Genomic DNA, 23089 nt, shown 5'->3' with positions numbered 1-23089 from the left:
TTCCAAATTTTGGAAGCCTTTTGCTTTTGTAATATTATAACAATTTGTTATTTCTTTAAAATTGTCTGATTGAAAGAACCATTAGCCGTATAAATTTTTGCCAAATAAGTTCCAGGAATTAATCTTGCAAGATCAATACTTTGAATTCCTTTTTGTGCAGTTTGAACTAATGTTCCTGACATATTATAGAGTACAACTTTTTCTACTTTTTGGTCAGAATCTGATAAGTACAAAGTTTCTGCAACAGGATTTGGATATAAAACTGCTTTAGTAGTTTCTGTAGTTGCTGCTACTTCAGCAGTTTGCGCCATACGCAATGTACTTCCTTCGCTATATGCAGTGCTAATGTAGAAAAGATTTGCAACAGATCCTTTGGTGATCGTATTTGTTCCCGCAGGGATTGATGCGGTAACGATTCCCGCAGAAGCAGTGTAAGACACATTGTTTACTTTAATTGTTCCTATAAAATTGGAATCAAAAACCAAAGTTAATGTTGATGCGCTTATTGTGGTGTAAGTAATTGACGTACTTGATTCGATTTTTAAACGTGCTGTCAAAGTTAATCCTGCATAAGTTACGGATCCGGCAGTAGAATTCATGTTTCCGGTGATAGAATAGAATGAACTTGTTTTTCCGGATGTTGTAAAATTGTGAATCTCATTTTCGGTTGGAGTTCCTGTTGTTACTGTAAGTGTTCCTGATCCTGTAGCTGTAGTTCCTGTACCGGTTGTGGCAATTGAGTAAGAAACGTTTGCTGTTGGAGCTCCTGTAATTGTGATTGTTTTAGCTGTAGTATTTTTTACAAAACTAATTCCCGAAGCTGGCAATCCTGTTACTGTAGCATCAGTAGCAGTTCCACCCCAAGTAAAAACTATTGCACCAATTGCTGTACCGCTTGCAACAGTTTGGCTGTTGTTTGACGTAGAAGTAAGTGTTTGCGTTCCTGCAACTGTAACTGTAATGGTTCCAGATCCTGTAGCAGCGGTTCCGGTTCCGGTAGTAGCTATAGAATAAGATACAGTAGTCGCTGGTGTTCCTGTAATTGTGATCGTTTTAGCTGCAGTATTTTTTACAAAACTAATTCCTGAAGCAGGTAATCCTGTCACTGTTGCATCTGTTGCGTCTCCGCCCCAGGTAAATACAATAGTACCAATTGCTGAACCACTTGTTACAGTTTGGTTATTGTTAGTTGTTGAAGTTAATGTTTGAGTGCTTGTTGGCGGATTACCTTCTCCCTGAACGGCAACTAGTGTACCAGTGTAATTTGTAAGCGCAGATTTAAGCGCTGTAATTACAAGTGATGATGTATCGTCAACGCTATTGTTGAATGTCCATTTTAAATCTCCGCCGGAAACACGTCCGGAATATTGAACTACTTTAGTTTTAGCAGTAGTAGGTTGGTCTATAATTAAGTTTTTCACATATAAAGCAGCATCAGTATCAAAGTTGTTGTACGTGTTTGCGCCAGATTTAGATTTAACAGAACTACTTACAGTTTCGCCTCTAGTTGTGGCAACATAAGCATCAAAATCTGTGGTAGAACTAATTTTCCCTGAGATATTATATAAAGGATTCGTATCGCCATAAGCAACAAAACGCATATTGTTAGTAGCATTATCTGCATCAAAAGTATTGTTGAACGCTTTGATAGTTCCTCCAGCTTCACCAGAGAATGTTCCCATTGTGCCGGCATTATTTACCTGATTAGCTTCATCCCAAATATCAGATCCTTGTAATGAAGTTAGCATTGGGTGTTTGCTATTACGGAAATAATTTCCTTCTACAAATAAAGATGAACCCATAGTTGATCCTGCACCATATTTTGCAACACCATCATAATAGTTGTTGTAAACGTGCGCTGAGTAATAGCGAACACGAGGATGACGAGAATCTGAGTGGTCAAACCAGTTATGGTGATACGTGATGTACAAACCCGTTGTAGTTCCTTCGCTCAAACCTAAAAGACTTGCTTTTCCGTTGTCCCAAAAGTGATTGTACGACAAGGTTATGTAAGTAGAAGATTTGTTGTCTAAAGCTCCATCACCTTTTATTTGGTCAGCGTCACTGCCTGCATTTCCATAAAACAAGTCACAGTTGTGAACCCAAATATGGTCATTGTCTTGTTGCATTCCCACATTATCTCCTGCTGTACTATTGCAATTCATAAAACCGAGATTACTAACTTCAATATTCGAAGCTGTTTTAAGACGTACTCCCCATCCGTTTGCAACAGCATCAGTTCCAACACCTTCTATAGTTACATAACTTGAAGCATTGTTTGCATTTTCAATCACAACATCTCCGCCTTCCATTACGGTCATATCGGTAATATTTCCGATTAAACGAATGATAAACGGTCTGGTGTCTTTTCCTTTTTTAATGGCATATAGAATATTTTGTAAACCAACACATGGATTTGCACTAGCTCCGGTAATGTTCATGGAAATAGTATTTTTTGTGTTTTGTGTGATGTACAGAATTACGGCACCGTCTTTTGGAGTTCCGTCAGCTTTGTATCCTCCCGGAACACGTCCGCCATCAAATGCAAAACCATTTCGGTCCTGAGCTACAACAGTTAAGTTGCTTGTTGTAGAACCAGTTCCTTCGGTACCGGATATTACGGGTTTTACTTTTATGGTGTACGTTCCGGCTTTAAGTCCTGGAATATCAGCTCTGAAATAACTTCCATAGCTTCGGATAAGTTGATCATCAATTTTTTGGTCTGTAATTCCTTGTCCTGTATAGTAAACGTTATAGGTTTGAGCATTGCTAACAGGCTGCCATTTTACAAAAGCTGATTCAAGCCAGCCTGAGGCTTCGTTAATTTGAACCTGCTGTGCCCACGTTTGAAACGCTAGTAGGAACACAGCCAGGAAAAGTAGGTTTTTTTTCATAATTGTTGTGGTTAAAGTTGTTAATAAAGTGGTTTTTTTTAATCATGTTTAAAATTGCAATTTTAAATTGTAATCGATTACACAAAAATATATATTATTTTTGAATTCATATTATTTTTATCATAAAAAAACAAATACTGTAAAAAAATATCAATTAATTTAGTCATTATGTAATAAATTGCATTAATTGTAATTTATTACATAATTAGTCAAAACATTGTCAAGTCTTGTTTTCTATGGTTTTTCAGGAAATCGAGTTCGTAGAATTTTACTTATAAAAACAAATTAGTATCATTTTATTTATTTTTAAAATCAATTTTTATAAATAAGATTTGTATTGTTAAATTTTATGATTACTCAGATATTTTCCAAGTAAAAAATCATTTTAAGGAATGTTTTTGACAAGAATGTAATCTTTAAAAAGCCTTTTTAAGAAAAAATAAGTACGGTTTGAGTCTTTAGAAATAGTTATAAAGAGAAAAGTATTGAATTAAAAAAATCAAAAAAAGATGATTTTATAGTTAAAAGTAAAGCATAAAAAAAGCCTTTTTGAATTTCAAAAAGGCTTCATATATTATGGTAAAAACAAATTAATTTTTGCTCGATAATTTTGATAATAATCTTAAGAATTCAACATATAGCCAAACTAAGGTAATCATTAATCCCATTGCGCCGTACCATTCCATAAATTTCGGCATTCTTTCCTGAACTCCTTTTTCGATTCGATCAAAATCTAAGAATAAGTTCAGAGCTGCGATGATAATTACAAAAACACTAATTCCGATACTCATCATTCCGTTTCCATAATGAACAGGAGTGAAATTAAAAATTAATGATGCTATCCAGGAAATTAAATAATAAGTTGCAATTGCTAAAGTAGCTGCAATAACTACAGACTTGAATTGTTCCGTAACTTTTACGATTTTAAATTTATATAAACCCAAACAAACTAAAAAAGTAACTAAAGTTGCTCCAACAGCATTAACTACAATTCCAGGATACATGGCTTCGAAGATTGCAGAAATTCCTCCAATAAATAATCCCTCAAATAAAGCATAACCTGGAGCCAAATAAGGAGAAAGTTGCGGTTTAAATGCTGAAATTATAACTAAAATAAGCCCAACAATAGCGCCGCCAATTGTTGGTAACATTGCATTCATCCCGTTAAATGCCATCCACCATGTTACCATTGCAGATCCGCATAATATTAAAAATAAAAGAGCTGTTTTATTAATAGTACCTGACAAAGTCATTTCCTGATTGTAATCAATAATCTGTGCATGGTGTACTTCTTCAGCTTTTGAAACAGCATTTGATGAAAAACGCTTGTCGCTTAAAAATGGATTTTTTGAATTGAAGTTCATAGTTCTAATACATTTAATTGTATCCAAATATATGGAGTTTTTTCGAGGTCCTATAGTTTTCGTCAAATTTTTAACATGATTTTTTCTTCTGTAAAAACCGTTCTTAAATAAAAAAGTCCATCAAAAGAAACTCTTGATGGACTTGTATTTATTTTGATTGAAATTTATTTCAATAAGTCTAAAACTAAAGATGGAAATAAACCTAGTACTATATTTAAACCAATTGAAATAATTGCAACAGCATAAATAAGGAAAGGTTTTCCAGTACGTTCCTGATTTGGTTCTTTAGAATACATTGCCAAAATTAGTTTGAAATAATATCCAACACTAATAATTGAATTGATAACAGCAACAATTACTAAAGCAATATATCCGGCTTGAATTGTTTGATTGAATAAGAATAACTTAGCAAAGAATCCAGAGAAAATCGGAATACCCGCCATAGATAATAAGGATCCGGTAAGGATTGCAGCCAATAAAGGATTTGTTTTTCCTAAACCGTGAAAGTTCGTAATATCTTCGTTATCCTGATTTTTACATACATATAAAATAACGCTAAAAGCAGCGATTCCAGCTAATGCGTAAGCTGCGGTGTAATATAACAATACACCTGCAGATGTTGCAACAGTAAGTAGTGTCATCAACATAAAACCTGCATGCGAAATTCCTGAGAATGCCAACATACGTTTTACGTTTACCTGACGTAATGCCATTATATTTCCAACGGTCATAGAAGCTATTGAAATAATTACTATAATCGTTTCAAAAGTTCCCAGAAGATCCTGATTATCTAAAGATGGAACCAGATTTAATGCTGAAACTAACTTGTAAAGTGTTGCAATTGCGATAACTTTAGCCAAAGTACTCATTAAAGCAGTTGTTAACGCAGGAGATCCTTCGTAAACATCCGGAGCCCAGAAATGAAAAGGAACGGCTGCTATTTTAAACAACATTCCGATAGTCATTAAAATCATTCCGATAGGAAACCAGATTGGTAATTCTGCTGATAGTGAACTTTCGTGAATTTCTGCAACGTCAAAACTTCCCATTGCTCCGTAGATCAAACAAATTCCGAATAGGATAATTCCAGAGGCGAAAGATCCCATTAGGAAATATTTCATACCAGCTTCGTTACTTTTTAAATTCAAACGCTCACTTGCTGCAAGAACATAAAGTGCAATTGATAAAATTTCGATTCCTAAGAAAAACATGGCTAAGTTCCCAAAAGAAACCATTGCAACTCCACCAGCTAATAAAAATACTTTTATAGCAACAAAATCTGAGATTTTTGTTGGGTGATTTTCGTAAAAATTATGACTTAATGCTACTAAGAAAATAGTTAAAACAATAAACAATGACGAAAACGCAGTAGAGAATTTACTCACTGTAATCATATTATTGTAATAACTCTGCTCTAATCCAAATTCGTAATAATTAAGTGCCAAAACACCCAACAAACCAATAATGGTAATTGGAACAATGGCCTTTCTTAAATTAAGAATTTCAAACAATAGGCAGAAAATACCCAATCCTGTTATAGCTATTAATGTATTCATTTTTGTTTTTTTGATTTAGGAAATCTAAAACTAATGATGCCCTAATTTATTTTTATTTAAAATATATTTTTAATTTATAGTAAGCTTAACTTTTAAGGTTCAGATAAAATCTGAAATCAAAAATCGTTAATCGACATTCTAAAATCTTAATTCTTATTGATAACGTTTAGAATTGTCTCTAAACTTGGTGTAATCAAATCTGTAATTGGTTTTGGATAAAATCCGAAGAAAATTAAAACCGCAATAATTACTACGAATGAAATTCCTTCATTAATAGAAACATCTGCAAAAGGTTTTGAATTTGTTTCTCCCAACATTACATTTTGAAACATTTTAAGCATATAATAAGCTCCCAGAATAATAGTTGTTCCGCCTAAAACAGCGAACCAAATATTGATTTGAGAAAGACTATACAAAACTGTAAATTCTCCAACGAAGTTAAAAGTACTTGGTAAAGCTACAGAAGCCAATACCAAAATTAAAAACATAGAAGTGAATTTTGGTGATTGCGTACGAATACCACCTAATTGCGAAATTTCTCTGGTTTCATATCTTCTATAGATAACTTCAGCAGCGAAGAACAATCCAACCACGACAAAACCGTGAGCAATCATTTGTAAAACAGCTCCGCGTAAACCGTCAATAGTTAGCGTGTAAGTTCCTGCAGCAATTAATCCAACGTGCGCAAGAGACGAATAAGCTAATAATTTCTTTAAGTCTTTTTGTCTTAATGCCACAATTGATCCGTAGATAACTCCGGCAATTCCTAAAGCAATAAAAACATTCATGTATTCTTTTGCAGCTAATGGTGCAATTGGCAACTGCCAACGAATCACACTATACAATCCCATTTTTAGCATGATACCAGACAATAGCATAGTTCCAACAGTTGGTGCTTTTTGGTACACATTTGCCTGCCATGTGTGAAAAGGAATAATTGGAATTTTAATTGCATAAGCCAAGAAGAAAGCTAAGAATATCCAAAGTTGCTCAGAAGCTGATAAATTTAATTTGTATAAATCTTCGATTAAAAAACTTCCAGCTTTTTGGTATAGATAAATGAAAGCAACTAACATGAACAATGAACCTGCAAGTGTGTAGATAAAGAATTTAACTACAGCTTTTCTACGTTCTTCAGCATCACCATTACCCCAAATAAGTGCAATAAAGTAAATAGGAATAAGTGCTAACTCCCAGAAAATATAATATAAAAGACCATCTGCTGCAAGGAAAGTTCCTGTCATAGCAAAAGCCATAAATAAAATTAAAGCATAAAAAGCTTTAGCATTTTTGTATTCATTTCCAAAAGAAGAGAATATAATAATTGGTGTTAAAGCTACGGTTAATAAAAGCATTGCCATACCTAAACCATCAGCATTTAATGCAAATGAAATTTTAGGTTGTGTAATCCAGGCATTGATTAAACTAATGTTTTCGCCTGCACAAAAATGATTTAGTAAAACAATTGAACAACCTAAAGCCGCCAAACTAAAGAACAAAGCTACTTTTGATGCTAGTTTATCACCAACAAAATAAGTGACAAATGCACCAATTAGAAGAATAATTAATATAAGAGAAACGTTCATAGTTGTAAAATTATTTAGCTAAAAATATATAAGAAACAATGGCACAAAGCCCTAAAACAAAAGCAAAAAGATATAATCCGATACTTCCGTTTTGCAGTTTTTTACCTTGAAAAGCTAGTTCATTCGTTACTTTTCCTAATCCAAAAACAAGTGCAGATAAACCTGTTTCAACAGTGTCTCTGAAAAATCTTGATAATACATTTATTGAGCGTACAAATATTGCATCGTAAATTTCATCTACATAATATTTGTTGTATAAAACTTTGGTCAAACCTGTAATATTTTCGTCTGATTCCGGAACATTGTCTTGTTTGAAGTATTTGATGTAGGCAATTAATATACCTAATAATCCACCTAAAACGGCAACTCCCATTAAGGTATATTCTGTTGTCCCTAAGTGATGTTCTTCACCTGCCACTTTCGTGAAAAGAGGCGCTAAATATTCATTTAACCAGCTATTTCCAGGTAAACTAATTAGTCCGCCGAAAGTAGCCAAAACTGCCAAAATCATTAAGGGGAAAGTAATCAATCCGTCACTTTCATGTAAATGATGTTTTTGTTCTTCAGTTCCTCTAAAGTCTTTAAAGAAAGTTAAGAACATTAAACGGAACATATAAAAAGCTGTCATGATTGAAGCGATAGATCCAACAACATAAAGTGAAATATTATGGTGGAAAGCTGTCATTAAAATTTCATCTTTAGAGAAGAAACCAGAGAAAAATGGAACACCGGAAATTGCTAATGATGAGATTAACATGGTCCAGAAAGTGATTGGCATTGCTTTACGCAAACCACCCATTTTACGCATATCCTGTTCTCCGTGCAAACCGTGAATAACAGATCCTGATCCTAAGAATAAACAAGCTTTGAAGAAAGCGTGAGTAATTACGTGGAAAACTGCTACTTCATAAGCACCAAATCCTAACGCTAAAAACATTAATCCTAATTGAGAAACGGTAGAGTAGGCCAAAACCTTTTTAATATCTGTCTGAACTAATCCAATTGTTGCAGCAACTAATGAAGTGATAGCTCCAATTACAGCAATAACAGTTTGAACATCCGGAGCTAAATCAAATACAAAGTTTAATCTTGTTACCATAAAGATACCAGCGGTAACCATTGTTGCAGCGTGAATCAATGCTGAAACCGGAGTTGGTCCAGCCATCGCATCAGGTAACCAGGTGTATAACGGAATTTGTGCTGATTTACCACAAGCTCCAATAAACAAGCATAATGCAGCTAATGAAAGCAATGGTAAATTCAAGTTTGTTGCTCCGGCGATTGCAGTTTTTAAAGTTGCATAATCTAAAGTCGAGAACATCGAACCAATAATGAACATTCCGATTAATAAACCTAAATCTCCAATTCTGTTCATGATGAAAGCTTTTTTCGCAGCATCATTGTAATCCTGGTTTTTATGCCAAAATCCAATTAGTAAGTACGAACAAAGTCCAACACCTTCCCAACCAATAAATAAGACTAATAAGTTACTTCCCATTACAAGAGTAATCATGAAGAAAACGAACAGATTTAAATACGCAAAAAACTTGTGCATATTTTCATCATCGTGCATGTAACTAATAGAGTATAAGTGAATCAATGAACCAATACCTGTTACAAAAAGTAACCAAAGCAATGATAATTGATCTAATAAAAATCCAAGATTGATATGTAAATTACTAATTTGAATCCAGTCAAATAAAGTAACCTGAATCGCTTGTTTTGTTTGGCTTATTTGATTGAAAAAGTAAAGCGTAACAGCAAAAGAAACTACTACGGCAGCAGTACCGATGATTCCTGAAACTGTTTTCCCCAAGCTTTTTCCAAAGAAAACATTGATTAAAAATCCTAAAAAAGGAGCTAATACTAAAACTAAAGCTAAATTGGTATCCATTTCCATTTATCCTTTTAAATTTTTTAAATTATCGATACTAATCGAACCTAAATTTCTAAAGATCGAAACTAAAATAGCCAATCCAACTGCAACTTCAGCTGCAGCAACTGCCATCGAAAAGAATACAAAGACTTGTCCTTGTGCATCTTGATGATAAGTCGAAAAAGCAACAAATAAAAGGTTAACAGCATTCAACATGATTTCGATAGACATGAAAACGATAATAGCATTTCGTCTGTACAATACACCAAAAATACCAATACAGAAAAGTACAACACTTAAAAAGATGTAGTTTTCAATACCTATTTGATTTAATATATTACCCATTATTTATTTAATTTTTCTTTTTTAGACAATAATACAGTTCCAATCATTGCTACTAAAAGCAAGATCGAAGCAAATTCAAACGGAACCATATATTCGTTCAATAATATTTTACCCAATACCTTGATTGATTGAAAATCTTCACCAGTTGAGTCGTATTCACCAACGATTGGTTTAGAGTTAATGAAAATGGCAATCAATACAACACAAATCAAACAGAAAGAAACAATCGCACCTAAACGTGTAATTCTAGGTCTGTGTACTTGATGGCGTTCGTTAAGATTCATCAACATAATCGTAAACAGAAACAAAATCATAATTGCTCCGGAATAAACTATAAGATGTACGATAGCTAAAAATTGAGCATTTAATAGTAAATAATGACCAGCAATCGAGAAAAAACAGATCACTAGATAAATAGCACTGTGAATTGGATTTCTGCTAAAAATGGTCAAGAAAGCGGTGATTACCGTAATAAACGCTAAGAAACAAAATATAATTTGTACAGTTGTTGCGTGTGCAAAATCAGGAATATGTATCATTTAGTTAGCATTATTAAGTTGAGCATTTTTCATAGCTACGTCAAGAGGCATAACTAATCTGTCTTTTCCAAAAATGAAATCTTCTCTTTCATAGCTGGAAGGAACCAATACTTTTGAAGTAGTCAGATAAATGGCATCTTTCGGGCAAGCTTCTTCGCATAAACCACAAAAAATACAACGTAACATATTGATTTCATATATCGAAGCATATTTTTCTTCTCTGTACAAATGTTTTTCATCTGCTTTACGTTCTGCAGCTTTCATAGTGATTGCTTCAGCAGGACATGATAAAGCACATAATCCGCAAGCTGTACAGTTTTCACGACCTTGTTCATCACGTTTCAACTGGTGTTGACCACGATAAACCGGACTCATTTCACGCACTTGCTCAGGATAGTGAATGGTCACTTTTTTTCTGAATAAGTGTTTAAGTGTGATATATAATCCTTTCACAATCGCCACAAGATACAATCGTTCCCAAAAAGTCATCTCTTTATTAGAGACCATCTTTTTTCTACCCGATAATGATATAGTTTCTATTGACATTTTTTTAATTTTTATTTTGAAGCTTAATCCTGCTATCCGCTATATCTTTTATTTTTTAAACAAAAAAATAAAAGGATACCGCTTCTATTAGGGCTATGGCATTTTTGGTATTAATCAAATTTATTTTTTATAACCAATTTTTGTTCTTTCAATCTTATTTTCTTGTTTGTCCATTAACTCATCAAGATAAGTAAAGACTAATTCAATATTTTTACTCTGATTCGATAATTTTGTTTTTATCTCTTCAATTTCCAATTTCATATTCAAGTTTTCCGAAATCTCCTGACGGATTTTTGTAAAAACACGAATAATTTGAATATTAACTCTAATAGCAGTTGCACTATTCAAAACACTTGATAACATTGCAACTCCTTGTTCAGTAAATACCATCGGAACATATCGTGTGCCTCCCCAACTTGAGGTGCCAATTTGGCTCCTCAAGATTTCGCTTTCAATTTCAGTCAATTCAAACATAAAATCATCTGGGAATCTTTCTATGTTTCTACGAACCTGTCTTTTGAGTTGCTTAGTTTCTACTCCATAAAGTATTGCTAATTCTGAATCAAGCATTACCTTTTGTCCTCGAATAAGCAATATTTTGCTAATTATGAATTCTTCCGTAATAATTAATTCTTCACTCATTCATTATTTTATGCGGTGGGTGTAATTCACATCCTCTTTTTTGTTTTGTGTCGCAAATTGCGATACCTAAGATTAGACGCAATTTTATTTTAAAATCCAAAATATGCTGCGATATCATGTCTTAAAATAACAACTCCGGTAATCATGATATTAATGATTGAAAGCGGAATTAAAATTCTCCATCCTAAATTCATTAATTGGTCATATCTAAATCTCGGAATTGTCCAACGTACCCACATATAGAAAAATATGAAGAAACATAATTTTGCAAACAATGCTGCAATTCCTAATAGATTGGCGATATTTACTCCTGCATGTTCTACCATCCAGCTCATTCCAGGGTAGTTATATCCTCCAAAGAATAAAACAGAAATAATAGTAGCCGAGATAAACATACTTGCATATTCAGCAAATAAATAAAATCCCATTTTCATGGATGAATATTCTGTATGGTAACCTCCAATTAACTCTGATTCACATTCCGCTAAATCGAAAGGAGTTCTGTTAGTTTCTGCAAACGAACAAATAAGGAAAATCAAGAATGATAAAGGCTGGTAAAATACGTTCCAGTTCATTCCTTGTTGTTGCAGTGAGATTTCTCTTAAGCTTAAAGTTCCTGTCATCATCAACAAAGCAATCATTGATAATCCCATTGCAACTTCATAAGAAACCATTTGCGAAGCTGCACGAACAGCTCCCATCAAAGAGAATTTATTATTAGAAGCCCATCCACCAATCATGATGCCATAAACTCCGATAGAAAGCACTCCAAAAATGTATAAAATACCGATATTAATATCTGTTGCCTGTAAATAAACATCGCGACCAAAAATATGTAATTTGTCTCCCCAAGGAATTACTGCACTTGTCATTAAAGCCGTACTCATTGCAATTGCCGGTCCTACAACGAATAAAAATTTGTTAGGTGTATTTGGGAAAAATTCTTCTTTTGAGAATAATTTCATACCATCTGCAAGAGGTTGCAATAATCCTCCCCATCCGGCACGGTTTGGTCCTACACGATCCTGAAGATAAGCTGCAACTTTACGTTCAGCCCAAGTAGAATACATCGCCATAATCATTGTGATAGCGAAAACTACAACAATTACAACACTCTTTTCTATAATAAATGTACTATCTACCATCATTAAGAATTTTTGTTGTTAGTGTTTAATGGAATTTCGGCCATACTAATTTTTTTACGGTCAATATCTCTACCCATAAGGATAGTTTTCTCAGTATCGATTTCTACTTTCTCTAATTTTTGAGTGTAGTTATTTTGGTTGATAACAGAATCTTTTTCAAATTCTCTCGGTCCTTCGATAACCCAGTCAGTTACATTTTTGTGTTCAAAACGACAGCTGTTGCAGATAAATTCCTCGACTTCATGATACTCATCTTTACGACCAGTCACACGTTGAATTTCACCACCAAACATCCAAACGGTAGTTTTTCCACAACATCCCGGAGTTGTACACTCTCTGTGTGCGTTGTATGGTTTGTTGAACCAAACTCTCGATTTGAAACGGAAAGTTTTATCAGTCAATGCTCCAACTGGACAAACATCGATCATGTTTCCTGAGAATTCATTGTCGATAGCTTTTGAGATTCCGGTTGAAATATTTGCGTGATCACCACGATCTAATACTCCGTGAACTCTGTTGTCTGTCAATTGATCTGCAACTTGCACACATCTTTGACATAAGATACAACGGTTCATATGTAGTTGAATATTTGGACCAATATCTTCTGGTTCAAATGTTCTTTTTTCTTCAATAAAACGTGATTTTGGATTTCCGTGCTCGAAACTTAAGTTTTGAAGATCACATTCTCCAGCCTGATCACAAATAGGGCAATCTAACGGGTGATTGATCAATAAAAATTCTGTTACAGATTTACGAGCTTCTGTTACACGATCAGAAGATTTACTGTTTACTTCCATTCCGTCCATACAGCCTGTTACACAAGATGCCATCAATTTTGGCATTGGTCTTGGGTCAGCTTCACTTCCTTTTGCAACTTCAACTAAACAACAACGACATTTTCCGCCGCTGCCTTTTAATTTTGAGTAATAGCACATGGCTGGCGGCACCAAATCTCCACCAATCATACGTGCAGCCTGCAGGATCGTTGTTCCTGGCTCTACGTCTATACTTTGACCGTCTATGGTTACTTTCATCTCTTATTTTTGTTTTTTTAGTTTCAGGTTTAAAGTTTCAGGTTGTAGGACTTGAAACTAAAAAAAACTTGAAACTTGAAACTATTTTTAACTTTTATACGATTACTTTACCGCCTACTAAATGTTTCACTTGCGAGAAAGGTTCGGCTACAAAGTGATCTCTGTTTTTTATTTTTTCCGGGAAACGAACGTGGTATTCAAACTCATCTCTAAAATGGCGAATCGCTGCTGCTACTGGCCAAGAAGCTGCGTCTCCAAGCGGGCAAATTGTGTTTCCCTCGATTTTACTTTGAATACTCCACAACAATTCGATATCCTCTTCACGGCCCTGACCGTTTTCGATTCTCCACAATATTTTTTCTAACCAACCGGTTCCTTCACGACAAGGTGTACATTGTCCGCAAGATTCGTGGTGATAGAAACGAGCAAAATTCCAAGTGTTTCTTACTACACATGCAGTATCGTTGTAAACAATAAATCCTCCTGAACCTAACATCGATCCGGTAGCAAAACCACCATCACTTAAAGATTCGTAAGTCATTAAACGATCTTCGCCATTTGCTGTTTTAAAAATTAATTCAGCAGGTAAAATTGGCACTGAAGATCCTCCCGGTACAAATGCTTTCAAAGGTCTGCTAGAAGACATTCCCCCTAAATATTCGTCAGAATTCATGAATTCATCAACGCTTAAACCTAATTCAATTTCGTAAACTCCAGGATTTTTAATGTGTCCGGAAGCAGAAATCAATTTAGTTCCTGTTGAACGACCTACACCAATTTTAGCATAATCATCACCAGAATTGTTGATGATCCAAGGCACAGTTGCGATAGTTTCAACATTGTTCACTACTGTTGGATTTGCCCAAAGACCTGAAACCGCTGGAAAAGGTGGTTTGATACGAGGATTTCCTCTTTTACCTTCCAATGATTCAATAAGTGCAGTTTCTTCTCCGCAGATATAAGCTCCGGCTCCACAGTGAACGTATAATTCTAAATCGTAACCTGTTCCTAATATATTTTTTCCTAACCAACCGGCAGCTTTAGCTTCGGCGATTGCTCTTTCTAATATTTTATAAACCCACATATATTCTCCACGAATGTAGATATATGATAGATTAGCGCCTAAGGCAAAACTAGAAGTAATCATTCCTTCGATCAATAAGTGAGGGATAAATTCCATCAAATAACGATCTTTGAAAGTTCCTGGTTCAGACTCGTCGGCGTTGCAAACTAAGTGTCTTGGTTTTCCTGATTTTTTATCAATAAAACTCCATTTCATTCCTGCAGGGAAACCTGCACCACCACGACCACGAAGTCCTGATTTTTTTACTTCTTCAACAACTTCGTCTGGCGTAAGTGTTTTCAAAGCTTTTTCTACAGAAGCATAACCACCATTTTGGCGATATACTTCGTAGGTTTTGATACCCGGAACATTTATTTTATCTAATAATATTTTCTGTGACATCTTATTTATCGTGTAATATTATTTTATCATCTCTACAATCAGCGATTAATTGATCGATTTTTTCTTCTGTCAATTTTTCTTTGTAGAAATCGCCTAACTGCAACATCGGAGCATATCCGCAAGCACCTAAACATTCTACGCCGGCAATGGTAAACATTCCGTCAGGAGTTGTTTCTCCCATTTTTATGCCTAATTTTTCAGAAGTATAATCCATTAAATTTTCGGCACCATTTAAACAACAACAAGAAGTCTGGCAGAATTCGAACATGTATTTTCCAATTGGTTTTTGGTTGTACATGGTATAAAAAGTAACCACTTCGTAAACCTCAATTGGTTTGATGTGTAAAATTTCAGCAACTTTATCCTGCAACTCACTACTTAACCAGTTGTCATGAGCATCCTGCACTTCGTGCAAAACCGGTAACAAAGCTGATTTTCTTTTGTCTTCAGGATAATGACTAATCAATTCATTGATGCGAGTCATCAATGCTTCAGTCATGTTTATTTCTTGTTTGTAATGTTTTCTTTCCATTCTTAATTTTAGATTTTAGATTTCTGATTTTAGATTTTTCAATCTGCAATCTATAATCTACATTCTGCAATCTTTATTTTTATTTTAGATTTCTGATTTTAGATCTTAGATTTTTCAATCTGCAATCTATCCCGAGGCTTCGGGACTAAAATCTGCAATTTTTTAGGCGTCTAATTCTCCGGCAATAACATTTAAACTTGATAGAATAACAATTGCATCAGATAATAAAGAACCTTTGATCATTTCAGGATATGCTTGATAATAAATGAAACAAGGTCTTCTGAAATGTAATCTATAAGGAGTTCTGCTTCCGTCTGTAACTAAATAGAATCCTAGTTCTCCATTTCCTCCTTCAACCGGGTGATAAATTTCTGCAACTGGTACAGGAACTTCTCCCATTACAATCTTAAAGTGATAAATTAAAGATTCCATCGAAGTGTAAACATCTTCTTTTGGAGGAAGGTAATAATCTGGAACTTCAGCATGATATTCGTTTCCTGCCGGCATTTTTGCCAATGCCTGACGAATAATGCTTAAACTTTCCCAAACTTCAGCATTACGAACACAGAAACGATCGTATGTATCACCTGATTTCCCAACTGGTACTATAAAATCGAAATCTTCGTAAGAAGAATATGGTTGTGCAACACGAACGTCGTAATCAACACCAGCTGCACGCAAGTTTGGACCTGTAAAACCGTAAGCCATTGCTTGCTCTGCTGTGATTGCACCAACATCTACAGTTCTGTCAAGGAAAATTCTGTTTCTTTCGAATAGGTTTACAAATTCTTGCCAAGCGGCAGGAAAATCTTGTAAAAACACATCAAGTTTGCGGAAAGCTTCTGGTGACCAATCTCTTTCGAAACCACCAATTCTTCCCATATTTGTTGTTAAACGAGCACCACAAATTTCTTCGTAGATCTCGTAAACTTTTTCTCTAAATTGAAATACATATAAGAAACCGGTATATGCACCCGTGTCAACACCAAGGATTGAATTACAAATCAAGTGATCTGTAATACGAGCCAATTCCATTACAATAACTCTTAAATATTGAGCACGTTTAGGAACTTCGATATTTAGTAATTTCTCTAAAGTCATCCACCATCCCATATTGTTAATAGGAGAGGAGCAATAGTTCATACGATCCGTAAGTGGAGTAATTTGATAAAAAGGTCGATTTTCGGCGATTTTTTCGAAAGCTCTGTGAATGTACCCAATTGTTGGTTCAGCCTCAAGAATTCTTTCTCCATCCATCAACAGGATATTTTGGAAAATACCGTGAGTTGCCGGGTGAGTAGGGCCTAAATTAAGTACTGAAAGCTCGCTTCCGTCTTCATTTAGTTTTTCCTTAATTATTTTAGCATATCGATGCTCTGGTGGTAATAATAGTTCTGACATTTTATAATGTTGAATTATTTATTTTTTCTTCAATTTCAGTTTTAAGATTTGGAAGATGTTTTATAACAATACTCCAAATGTTTTCATCAGATATGCTGTCATAAGCATGAATGATTTGGTTTCTTAGACCAATAATTCGACGTGCATTTGTAATTTCAAATTCTGTGTTTTCTTTCAAAATTCTGCTTACTGCTTCGCCTATAATTTCTAAATTTCTTTCAATCCCTCTTTTTAATAAAGTGTTTTTAGTATAAATTAGAAAATGTTTTTTCTTCGTTTAAAAGAAAACTGTCAATCTCTTCTATAGCCAACTTTATATCAAATAATGATTTTAAGATTCTTTCATCCATAGATCATTTGTTTTTCCTGATCTACAACTTTCCTGAAAACAGGATTTTTGATTGCTTGATTTTCGACTAAATCTACAGAGCGCTCGAATAACAATTCAAGCTTTTCTTTAAAATCCATATAATTATCAAAATAGTCTTCCAATTTAATAGTTGAAAATTGAATTAACATGTCAATGTCACTTTCGTCATTAAATTGATCTGTCAAAATAGAACCAAACAAATATAACTGCTGTACATGGTGATTCACGCAAAGCTGGTTGAGTTCTTGTTTATTTTGTTCTATTAATTTCATTTTGATTTAGCAATTTGTTGTTGTTCTTCCAAAGAATCTGTCGTCTTTATCTGTTCTTCCGCTGTCTTCCATTGGGAATTCTTTTCGCATTGGGAACGATACCATTTCATCCATATTCAAAATACGTTTCAATTGCGGATGTCCAATAAAGTTTATCCCGTAGAAATCGTATGTTTCTCTTTCCATCCAGTTTGAACTTAAGAAAATATTTGAAATGGTTTTTATCTCTGGTTTTTCACCGTTTAAGAATACTTTGATTCTAATACGTTTGTTTTCGTACCAGTTGTGTAAATGGTAGACGATTGCAAACTGACGCTCTGATTCGTTGTCCGGATAATGTACACCGCATAAATCGGTTAAAAAATGGAAACGTAAATCAGAATCGTTTTTCAAAAAAAGAATCAGGGCTGTAATTTTATCAGCAGAAGTTTCTAGTGAAAAAATATCTCTTTCTTGTTGAAAGTTGAAAACATTTGTGTCAAATGTTTCTGTAAGTTTATCTTGAATCAGGGTATTTTCTAAAGCCATCTTATGAAATGTTATATGAAGCTAGTAATTCTTGGTATTCTGGTGAGCTTCTGCGTCTAACAGATTCGCTTCTTACCAATTCCTGAAGTTTCATTACTCCATCTACTATTTGCTCTGGTCTTGGCGGACATCCAGGAACGTAAACGTCAACCGGAATTACTTTGTCAATTCCTTGTAAAACTGAATAAGTATCGAAGATTCCACCTGATGAAGCACAAGCTCCAACTGCAATTACCCAGCGAGGTTCAGACATTTGTTCGTAAACTTGTCTTAAAATAGGTGCCATTTTTTTAGAAATTGTTCCCATAACCATTAACATATCCGCCTGACGAGGAGAGAAACTCACACGCTCAGAACCAAATCGTGCTAAATCGTAATGTGAAGCCATTGTAGCCATGAATTCGATACCACAACATGAAGTTGCAAAAGGCAATGGCCATAATGAATTGGCTCTTGCTAAACCTACAACATCATTTAGTTTTGTAGCGAAGAAACCTTCTCCTACAACTCCTTCCGGCGGCGCAACCATATTTACATTTGAATCGCTCATTTTATTTTAGATTTCTGATTTTAGATTTTAGATTTGGGAAATCATAAAAGTTAAAATCAATTTTTTTAAATCAGTATATTAATTTGAAGAAATCAAGTTTTAAATTGTTGTTTTAGATAAATTCTTAAATCTAAAATCACCAATCTAAAGTCTAAAATCTTTTTATTCCCACTCTAATGCTTTTTTCTTGATGATGTAGAAAAAGCCAACTAAAAGAAGTGACATAAACACGATCATCTTAAGCATTCCTTCAATTCCTAGTTCTTTGAAGTTTACTGCCCATGGATAAAGGAAAATTACCTCTACATCAAACAATACAAATAAAATGGCTACTAAAAAGTATTTTACTGAAAAAGGAATACGTGCATTACCAACAGATTCGATACCACACTCAAAGTTTTTATCTTTGACTTCAGAGGTTCTTTTTGGACCTAATTTTCCAGAAATAATAATAGTTCCTACTACAAAACCAATTGCTAAAATTGCTTGCATTAAAATAGGAATGTAACTGTATTGATCAGATTGCATAAACTTAGGGTTTTTACTTAAAGAATAAGCCACAAAGATAACTTTCAACTCTGTAAATCACAAGCTAAAAAAGGATTTAAGTGTATCACTAAAGGGTCAATAATTGTAATTTTTATTCATTATAAATAATAACTTCCCTTTTTAAGTTTTTTTTAAGATTTGAGCAAAAAAAAACGTTTCGAAATTAATCGAAACGTTTTCAAAACCATTCAGAGGCAAAAAAAATAAATTGCTATATTTTTCTTAGATTACTGCTACTTTAGCAGCAACTTTCCCTTTTCTTCCTTCTTCTTCTTCGTAGCTTACACGGTCACCTTCGCGTAATTCTTCCGCGTTAATTCCTGAAGCGTGAACGAAGATATCTTTTCCTGTTTCTTCGTCTGTAATGAATCCATAACCTTTAGATTCATTGAAAAATTTTACTGTACCTGTACGCATTGTAATTGTAATAATAATTTATAATGAAGCAAATGTAATATATAAATTCATACAAAAGACAATAAGGTGTTAATTTTTTGTAAAAATTATTGATTCACAGTGTTTTCGCTATTTATATTGCATCAATTTTGATATGGAAGTATTTTATTTAAGAATTGGTAATAGTTAAAATAAATGTTAAAAAAGTAGCTTATAGTTTACAAAAATTTTGTACATTATGCAAAAACGTTTTAGGTATTTTGCATTTCTATAGGAGAATACTTGTGTTTATTAGTTTAGTAATTTTTAATTTGGATTTTTTTAACGTTAAGGCTAGAAGAAAAGGTATAAAAAAACGACAACTAAAGATTTAGCTGCCGTTTTTATATTTTAAATTCTGATGAATTTATATTGTATCAAGTTTAATATGTAATTCTTTTAATTGAGCATCGTCAATTTTTGCAGGTGCATCGATCATAACATCACGTCCTGAATTGTTTTTAGGAAATGCAATAAAATCTCTAATGGTTTCCTGACCTCCCAAAATTGCAACTAATCTGTCAAGACCAAATGCTAATCCTCCGTGAGGTGGTGCTCCAAATTGAAAAGCATCCATTAAAAAGCCAAATTGTGCTTTCGCTTCTTCTTCAGTAAAGCCTAGATATTTGAACATTAATTGTTGAGTCGCTTTATCGTGAATACGAATCGATCCTCCGCCAATTTCATTTCCGTTTAAGACCATATCATATGCATTAGCGCGAACCTTTCCAGGATCCGTTTCCAATAATTGCATATCTTCCGGTTTTGGAGATGTAAACGGGTGGTGCATTGCATGGTAACGGCCACTTTCTTCGTCAAGTTCCAATAATGGGAAATCAACTACCCAAAGAGGTGCAAATTCTTCCGGTTTACGCAATCCTAAACGAGTTGCCAATTCCATGCGAAGTGCCGAAAGTTGTGTACGCGTTTTATTAGCCGGTCCTGAAAGTACAAAAATCATATCGCCAGGTTTTGCTCCTGTAATTTTTGCCCATTTTCCTAAATCATCCTGATCGTAAAATTTATCTACAGATGATTTAAAAGTTCCGTCGTCATTACATTTAGCATACACCATTCCTGATGCTCCAACTTGTGGACGTTTTACCCAGTCAATTAATCCGTCAATTTCTTTACGAGTGTAGTTTCCTGCTCCCGGAACTGCAATTCCAACTACTAATTCGGCAGCATTGAATACTGGGAAATCTTTGTGTTGTGCAAATTCGTTCAATTCACCAAACTCCATTCCAAAACGAATGTCCGGTTTGTCGTTTCCGTATGTTTTCATGGCATAGTCGTAAGTAATTCTTGGGAATTTGTCTACTTCAATACCTTTTATTTCTTTTAGTAAATGTCTTGTCAAACCTTCAAAAACATTTAGAATGTCTTCTTGTTCCACAAATGCCATTTCGCAATCGATTTGTGTAAACTCAGGCTGACGGTCTGCACGCAAATCTTCGTCACGGAAACATTTCACGATTTGGAAATATTTATCCATTCCACCCACCATCAATAATTGTTTGAAAGTTTGCGGCGATTGTGGCAATGCATAAAACTGTCCTTCGTTCATACGGCTTGGTACAACGAAATCTCTCGCACCTTCCGGAGTCGATTTGATTAAATAAGGAGTTTCAACTTCGCAGAAGTCTAAATCAGATAAATATTTACGAACTTCCATCGCTACTTTGTGACGGAATAATAAACTGTTTTTTACAGGATTTCTTCTAATATCTAAATAACGATATTTCATTCTGATATCTTCTCCACCATCAGTTTCATCTTCAATAGTAAATGGAGGTGTTAAAGCAGCATTCAGAATCGTTAATTCAGTAACTAAAATTTCGATTTCACCAGTTGGGATATTTTTGTTTTTAGCTTCACGTTCAATTACAGTTCCTTTTACCTGAATAACAAATTCTCTACCAAGAGTTTTTGCCAATTCAAAAACAGTTTTATCGCTACGACTTTCGTCGAAAATTAATTGAGTAATTCCGTAACGGTCGCGTAAATCAACCCAATTCATAAATCCTTTATCGCGTGATTTTTGAACCCAACCTGCAAGTGTAACTTCAGTATTAATGTTTGAGGCATTTAACTCGCCACAATTATGACTTCTATACATGATCAAAATTTTAGACTGCAAAAGTAAACAACAAAATTCAAATTAATATAGTAAAGTGACAACTTGATGCTCATTTAATTTGAAATATTTTGTTAATTCTTAAATTTTGCCGCCGTAATTTCTTTAGATTTGAATCACTAAAAACAAACTTTAATACATATGAACAAGCTTTTTGTAACTGGTCTGTTGATTTTTAGCGCTTTGAATGTTATCGGTCAAGCCAAAAATCAAGTTAAATTTACGGCTAAAATTGAGAATAGAAATAGTGACACTCTTGTCATTAAAGGAAAAAATAACTTTAAACAAGTAATTCCTATCGATAAAAAACAGCTTTTTGTGGCTTCTTTTGATGCTCCAAAAGGTTTTTATGTGTTTTCTGATGGTACAGAATCTTCCCGTTTGTATTTGAAGCCAAGTTCAGATGTGAGTTTAACAATGAATGCGAAAGAATTTGATGAAACGATTGTTTATAAAGGTAAAGGTGTGAAWGAAAGTAATTTTCTGGCACAACAAGCTTTAAAAGATGAAAAATTTCAGAATGAGGCTTTTTCAAAAGAAGCAGTAGAATTTGCTAATTTATTGGAGCAAAAGAAAAAAACAGATTTAGAAAATCTGGAAAAAGGAGATTTTGATCCTGAATTTAAAGAAGCTTTAAAACATAATTTCGAAAGCTTTAATCAATATGCTTCTGAAGAATACGAAAGAGCTTTGAAGGCAAAGAAATTAATTGGTAAGGAATCACCTGGTTTTGATTATGAGAATTTTAAAGGAGGAAAAACAAAACTTTCTGATTTAAAAGGAAAGTATGTTTATATCGATCTTTGGGCAACCTGGTGTGCGCCATGTAGAGCTGAGATTCCATATTTGCAAAAAATCGAAGAGAAATACCACGGAAAGAATATTGAGTTCGTGAGCGTTTCTATTGATAAAGCAAAAGATAATGAAAAATGGAAAAAATTTGTAACAGATAAACAATTAGGAGGAACTCAATTATTTGCAGATAAAGATTGGGAATCTGAGTTTGTAACAAATTATGGTGTGACTGGAATTCCAAGATTTATTTTGATAGATCCAAAAGGAAATATCGTAACTCCAGATGCAGAACGACCATCGTCTCCAGAGCTTCAAACGCAGTTAGACGCATTATTGAAGTAATTTATTTATCAAATTTATAACGTTATAGTACGTTTGTATTTTTACTAAAATACCAGTAAAACCAATGCATCGGCATTGGTTTTTTTATTTTATGGAATTCCCCAATGTTAAGTTTTTATTCAATGTTACCAAATTGTTAAGTAAAAGTTTGTTTAATGTAAACATTTAACTATATTTGATAACGAT

Annotated in this window: 22 protein-coding genes; 1 reads left to right on the top strand and 21 read right to left on the bottom strand. The window is 33.9% G+C overall.

The window, feature by feature from the left end; all coding sequences use genetic code 11:
- Window positions 1-47: 47 nt before the first annotated feature.
- The 21 genes from EAH81_RS02865 to aspS all read right to left on the bottom strand — a co-directional run bounded on the left by EAH81_RS02865 (window position 48) and on the right by aspS (window position 21748).
- Complete coding sequence (locus EAH81_RS02865; protein ID WP_140503551.1) at window positions 48-2894, bottom strand: T9SS type A sorting domain-containing protein; 2847 nt, start codon at window positions 2892-2894, stop codon at window positions 48-50.
- A 590-nt stretch (window positions 2895-3484) separates the two neighbouring features.
- Window positions 3485-4258: a Bax inhibitor-1/YccA family protein gene (locus EAH81_RS02860; RefSeq protein WP_140503549.1), complete on the bottom strand. Its 774-nt coding sequence runs from the start codon at window positions 4256-4258 to the stop codon at window positions 3485-3487.
- A 164-nt stretch (window positions 4259-4422) separates the two neighbouring features.
- Entirely contained in the window at window positions 4423-5814 is a 1392-nt protein-coding gene (locus tag EAH81_RS02855; protein ID WP_140503547.1) for an NADH-quinone oxidoreductase subunit N, read from the bottom strand.
- 146 nt (window positions 5815-5960) lie between these two features.
- Window positions 5961-7400: a NuoM family protein gene (locus EAH81_RS02850; protein ID WP_140503545.1), complete on the bottom strand. Its 1440-nt coding sequence runs from the start codon at window positions 7398-7400 to the stop codon at window positions 5961-5963.
- Between the two features lie 10 nt (window positions 7401-7410).
- Window positions 7411-9294, bottom strand: a complete 1884-nt coding sequence (gene nuoL, locus EAH81_RS02845; protein WP_140503543.1) for an NADH-quinone oxidoreductase subunit L — start codon at window positions 9292-9294, stop codon at window positions 7411-7413.
- A 6-nt stretch (window positions 9295-9300) separates the two neighbouring features.
- Window positions 9301-9621 carry an NADH-quinone oxidoreductase subunit NuoK gene (gene nuoK, locus EAH81_RS02840; RefSeq protein WP_017494599.1) on the bottom strand — a complete coding sequence of 107 codons (321 nt, stop codon included), beginning with the start codon at window positions 9619-9621 and terminating at the stop codon, window positions 9301-9303.
- Window positions 9621-10160, bottom strand: coding sequence for an NADH-quinone oxidoreductase subunit J (locus EAH81_RS02835; RefSeq protein WP_140503541.1), 540 nt, complete (start codon window positions 10158-10160; stop codon window positions 9621-9623). Before EAH81_RS02835 ends, nuoK begins: the two co-directional genes overlap by 1 nt.
- Window positions 10161-10706, bottom strand: coding sequence for a NuoI/complex I 23 kDa subunit family protein (locus EAH81_RS02830; RefSeq protein WP_140503539.1), 546 nt, complete (start codon window positions 10704-10706; stop codon window positions 10161-10163). It lies immediately after the preceding gene.
- A gap of 120 nt (window positions 10707-10826) precedes the next feature.
- On the bottom strand, window positions 10827-11348 hold the full coding sequence (locus EAH81_RS02825) for an ORF6N domain-containing protein (protein WP_140503537.1): 522 nt from the start codon (window positions 11346-11348) through the stop codon (window positions 10827-10829).
- 89 nt (window positions 11349-11437) lie between these two features.
- The gene (gene nuoH / locus EAH81_RS02820; RefSeq protein ID WP_194150811.1) at window positions 11438-12496 is read right to left on the bottom strand and encodes an NADH-quinone oxidoreductase subunit NuoH; all 1059 of its coding nucleotides are present in this window, start codon (window positions 12494-12496) and stop codon (window positions 11438-11440) included.
- Window positions 12496-13527: a 2Fe-2S iron-sulfur cluster-binding protein gene (locus tag EAH81_RS02815; RefSeq protein WP_140503535.1), complete on the bottom strand. Its 1032-nt coding sequence runs from the start codon at window positions 13525-13527 to the stop codon at window positions 12496-12498. Before EAH81_RS02815 ends, nuoH begins: the two co-directional genes overlap by 1 nt.
- Window positions 13528-13621: 94 nt before the next feature.
- Window positions 13622-14992, bottom strand: coding sequence for an NADH-quinone oxidoreductase subunit NuoF (nuoF, locus tag EAH81_RS02810; RefSeq protein WP_140503533.1), 1371 nt, complete (start codon window positions 14990-14992; stop codon window positions 13622-13624).
- Between the two features lies 1 nt (window position 14993).
- Window positions 14994-15524 carry a complex I 24 kDa subunit family protein gene (locus EAH81_RS02805; protein ID WP_140503531.1) on the bottom strand — a complete coding sequence of 177 codons (531 nt, stop codon included), beginning with the start codon at window positions 15522-15524 and terminating at the stop codon, window positions 14994-14996.
- Between the two features lie 162 nt (window positions 15525-15686).
- The gene (locus EAH81_RS02800; RefSeq protein WP_140503529.1) at window positions 15687-16925 is read right to left on the bottom strand and encodes an NADH-quinone oxidoreductase subunit D; all 1239 of its coding nucleotides are present in this window, start codon (window positions 16923-16925) and stop codon (window positions 15687-15689) included.
- A 1-nt stretch (window position 16926) separates the two neighbouring features.
- Window positions 16927-17127 (bottom strand): DUF86 domain-containing protein, encoded by a 201-nt coding sequence (locus EAH81_RS27800; RefSeq protein ID WP_241676507.1) that lies wholly within the window; start codon window positions 17125-17127, stop codon window positions 16927-16929.
- A 140-nt stretch (window positions 17128-17267) separates the two neighbouring features.
- A complete protein-coding gene (locus tag EAH81_RS02790; RefSeq protein ID WP_140503525.1) occupies window positions 17268-17567 on the bottom strand; it encodes a nucleotidyltransferase family protein in 300 nt (99 codons plus the stop codon).
- A gap of 6 nt (window positions 17568-17573) precedes the next feature.
- Complete coding sequence (locus EAH81_RS02785) at window positions 17574-18095, bottom strand: NADH-quinone oxidoreductase subunit C (RefSeq protein WP_140503523.1); 522 nt, start codon at window positions 18093-18095, stop codon at window positions 17574-17576.
- A 1-nt stretch (window position 18096) separates the two neighbouring features.
- The gene (locus tag EAH81_RS02780; protein WP_029271568.1) at window positions 18097-18645 is read right to left on the bottom strand and encodes an NADH-quinone oxidoreductase subunit B; all 549 of its coding nucleotides are present in this window, start codon (window positions 18643-18645) and stop codon (window positions 18097-18099) included.
- A gap of 162 nt (window positions 18646-18807) precedes the next feature.
- The gene (locus tag EAH81_RS02775; protein WP_140503521.1) at window positions 18808-19173 is read right to left on the bottom strand and encodes an NADH-quinone oxidoreductase subunit A; all 366 of its coding nucleotides are present in this window, start codon (window positions 19171-19173) and stop codon (window positions 18808-18810) included.
- Window positions 19174-19416: 243 nt separating this feature from the next.
- Window positions 19417-19611 carry a cold-shock protein gene (locus EAH81_RS02770; RefSeq protein WP_007137066.1) on the bottom strand — a complete coding sequence of 65 codons (195 nt, stop codon included), beginning with the start codon at window positions 19609-19611 and terminating at the stop codon, window positions 19417-19419.
- Between the two features lie 385 nt (window positions 19612-19996).
- Complete coding sequence (gene aspS / locus EAH81_RS02765) at window positions 19997-21748, bottom strand: aspartate--tRNA ligase (RefSeq protein ID WP_140503519.1); 1752 nt, start codon at window positions 21746-21748, stop codon at window positions 19997-19999.
- 159 nt (window positions 21749-21907) lie between these two features.
- Here aspS and EAH81_RS02760 point away from each other — a divergent pair, with 159 nt between their 5' ends.
- Complete coding sequence (locus EAH81_RS02760) at window positions 21908-22903, top strand: TlpA family protein disulfide reductase (RefSeq protein WP_140503517.1); 996 nt, start codon at window positions 21908-21910, stop codon at window positions 22901-22903.
- Window positions 22904-23089: the final 186 nt, after the last annotated feature.

It is taken from the genome of Flavobacterium pectinovorum (assembly GCF_006438875.1).
Taxonomy (GTDB): Bacteria; Bacteroidota; Bacteroidia; order Flavobacteriales; family Flavobacteriaceae; genus Flavobacterium; species Flavobacterium pectinovorum_A.
This window is presented reverse-complemented; position numbering and strand designations above follow the sequence as displayed.

Bases quoted from the DNA above. Each gene is read 5' to 3' on its own strand.
- EAH81_RS02865 (WP_140503551.1), bottom strand. From the start codon at position 2,894: ATGAAAAAAAACCTACTTTTCCTGGCTGTGTTCCTACTAGCGTTTCAA.
- EAH81_RS02860 (WP_140503549.1), bottom strand. From the start codon at position 4,258: ATGAACTTCAATTCAAAAAATCCATTTTTAAGCGACAAGCGTTTTTCA.
- EAH81_RS02855 (WP_140503547.1), bottom strand. From the start codon at position 5,814: ATGAATACATTAATAGCTATAACAGGATTGGGTATTTTCTGCCTATTG.
- EAH81_RS02850 (WP_140503545.1), bottom strand. From the start codon at position 7,400: ATGAACGTTTCTCTTATATTAATTATTCTTCTAATTGGTGCATTTGTC.
- nuoL (WP_140503543.1), bottom strand. From the start codon at position 9,294: ATGGATACCAATTTAGCTTTAGTTTTAGTATTAGCTCCTTTTTTAGGA.
- nuoK (WP_017494599.1), bottom strand. From the start codon at position 9,621: ATGGGTAATATATTAAATCAAATAGGTATTGAAAACTACATCTTTTTA.
- EAH81_RS02835 (WP_140503541.1), bottom strand. From the start codon at position 10,160: ATGATACATATTCCTGATTTTGCACACGCAACAACTGTACAAATTATA.
- EAH81_RS02830 (WP_140503539.1), bottom strand. From the start codon at position 10,706: ATGTCAATAGAAACTATATCATTATCGGGTAGAAAAAAGATGGTCTCT.
- EAH81_RS02825 (WP_140503537.1), bottom strand. From the start codon at position 11,348: ATGAGTGAAGAATTAATTATTACGGAAGAATTCATAATTAGCAAAATA.
- nuoH (WP_194150811.1), bottom strand. From the start codon at position 12,496: ATGATGGTAGATAGTACATTTATTATAGAAAAGAGTGTTGTAATTGTT.
- EAH81_RS02815 (WP_140503535.1), bottom strand. From the start codon at position 13,527: ATGAAAGTAACCATAGACGGTCAAAGTATAGACGTAGAGCCAGGAACA.
- nuoF (WP_140503533.1), bottom strand. From the start codon at position 14,992: ATGTCACAGAAAATATTATTAGATAAAATAAATGTTCCGGGTATCAAA.
- EAH81_RS02805 (WP_140503531.1), bottom strand. From the start codon at position 15,524: ATGGAAAGAAAACATTACAAACAAGAAATAAACATGACTGAAGCATTG.
- EAH81_RS02800 (WP_140503529.1), bottom strand. From the start codon at position 16,925: ATGTCAGAACTATTATTACCACCAGAGCATCGATATGCTAAAATAATT.
- EAH81_RS02790 (WP_140503525.1), bottom strand. From the start codon at position 17,567: ATGAAATTAATAGAACAAAATAAACAAGAACTCAACCAGCTTTGCGTG.
- EAH81_RS02785 (WP_140503523.1), bottom strand. From the start codon at position 18,095: ATGGCTTTAGAAAATACCCTGATTCAAGATAAACTTACAGAAACATTT.
- EAH81_RS02780 (WP_029271568.1), bottom strand. From the start codon at position 18,645: ATGAGCGATTCAAATGTAAATATGGTTGCGCCGCCGGAAGGAGTTGTA.
- EAH81_RS02775 (WP_140503521.1), bottom strand. From the start codon at position 19,173: ATGCAATCTGATCAATACAGTTACATTCCTATTTTAATGCAAGCAATT.
- EAH81_RS02770 (WP_007137066.1), bottom strand. From the start codon at position 19,611: ATGCGTACAGGTACAGTAAAATTTTTCAATGAATCTAAAGGTTATGGA.
- aspS (WP_140503519.1), bottom strand. From the start codon at position 21,748: ATGTATAGAAGTCATAATTGTGGCGAGTTAAATGCCTCAAACATTAAT.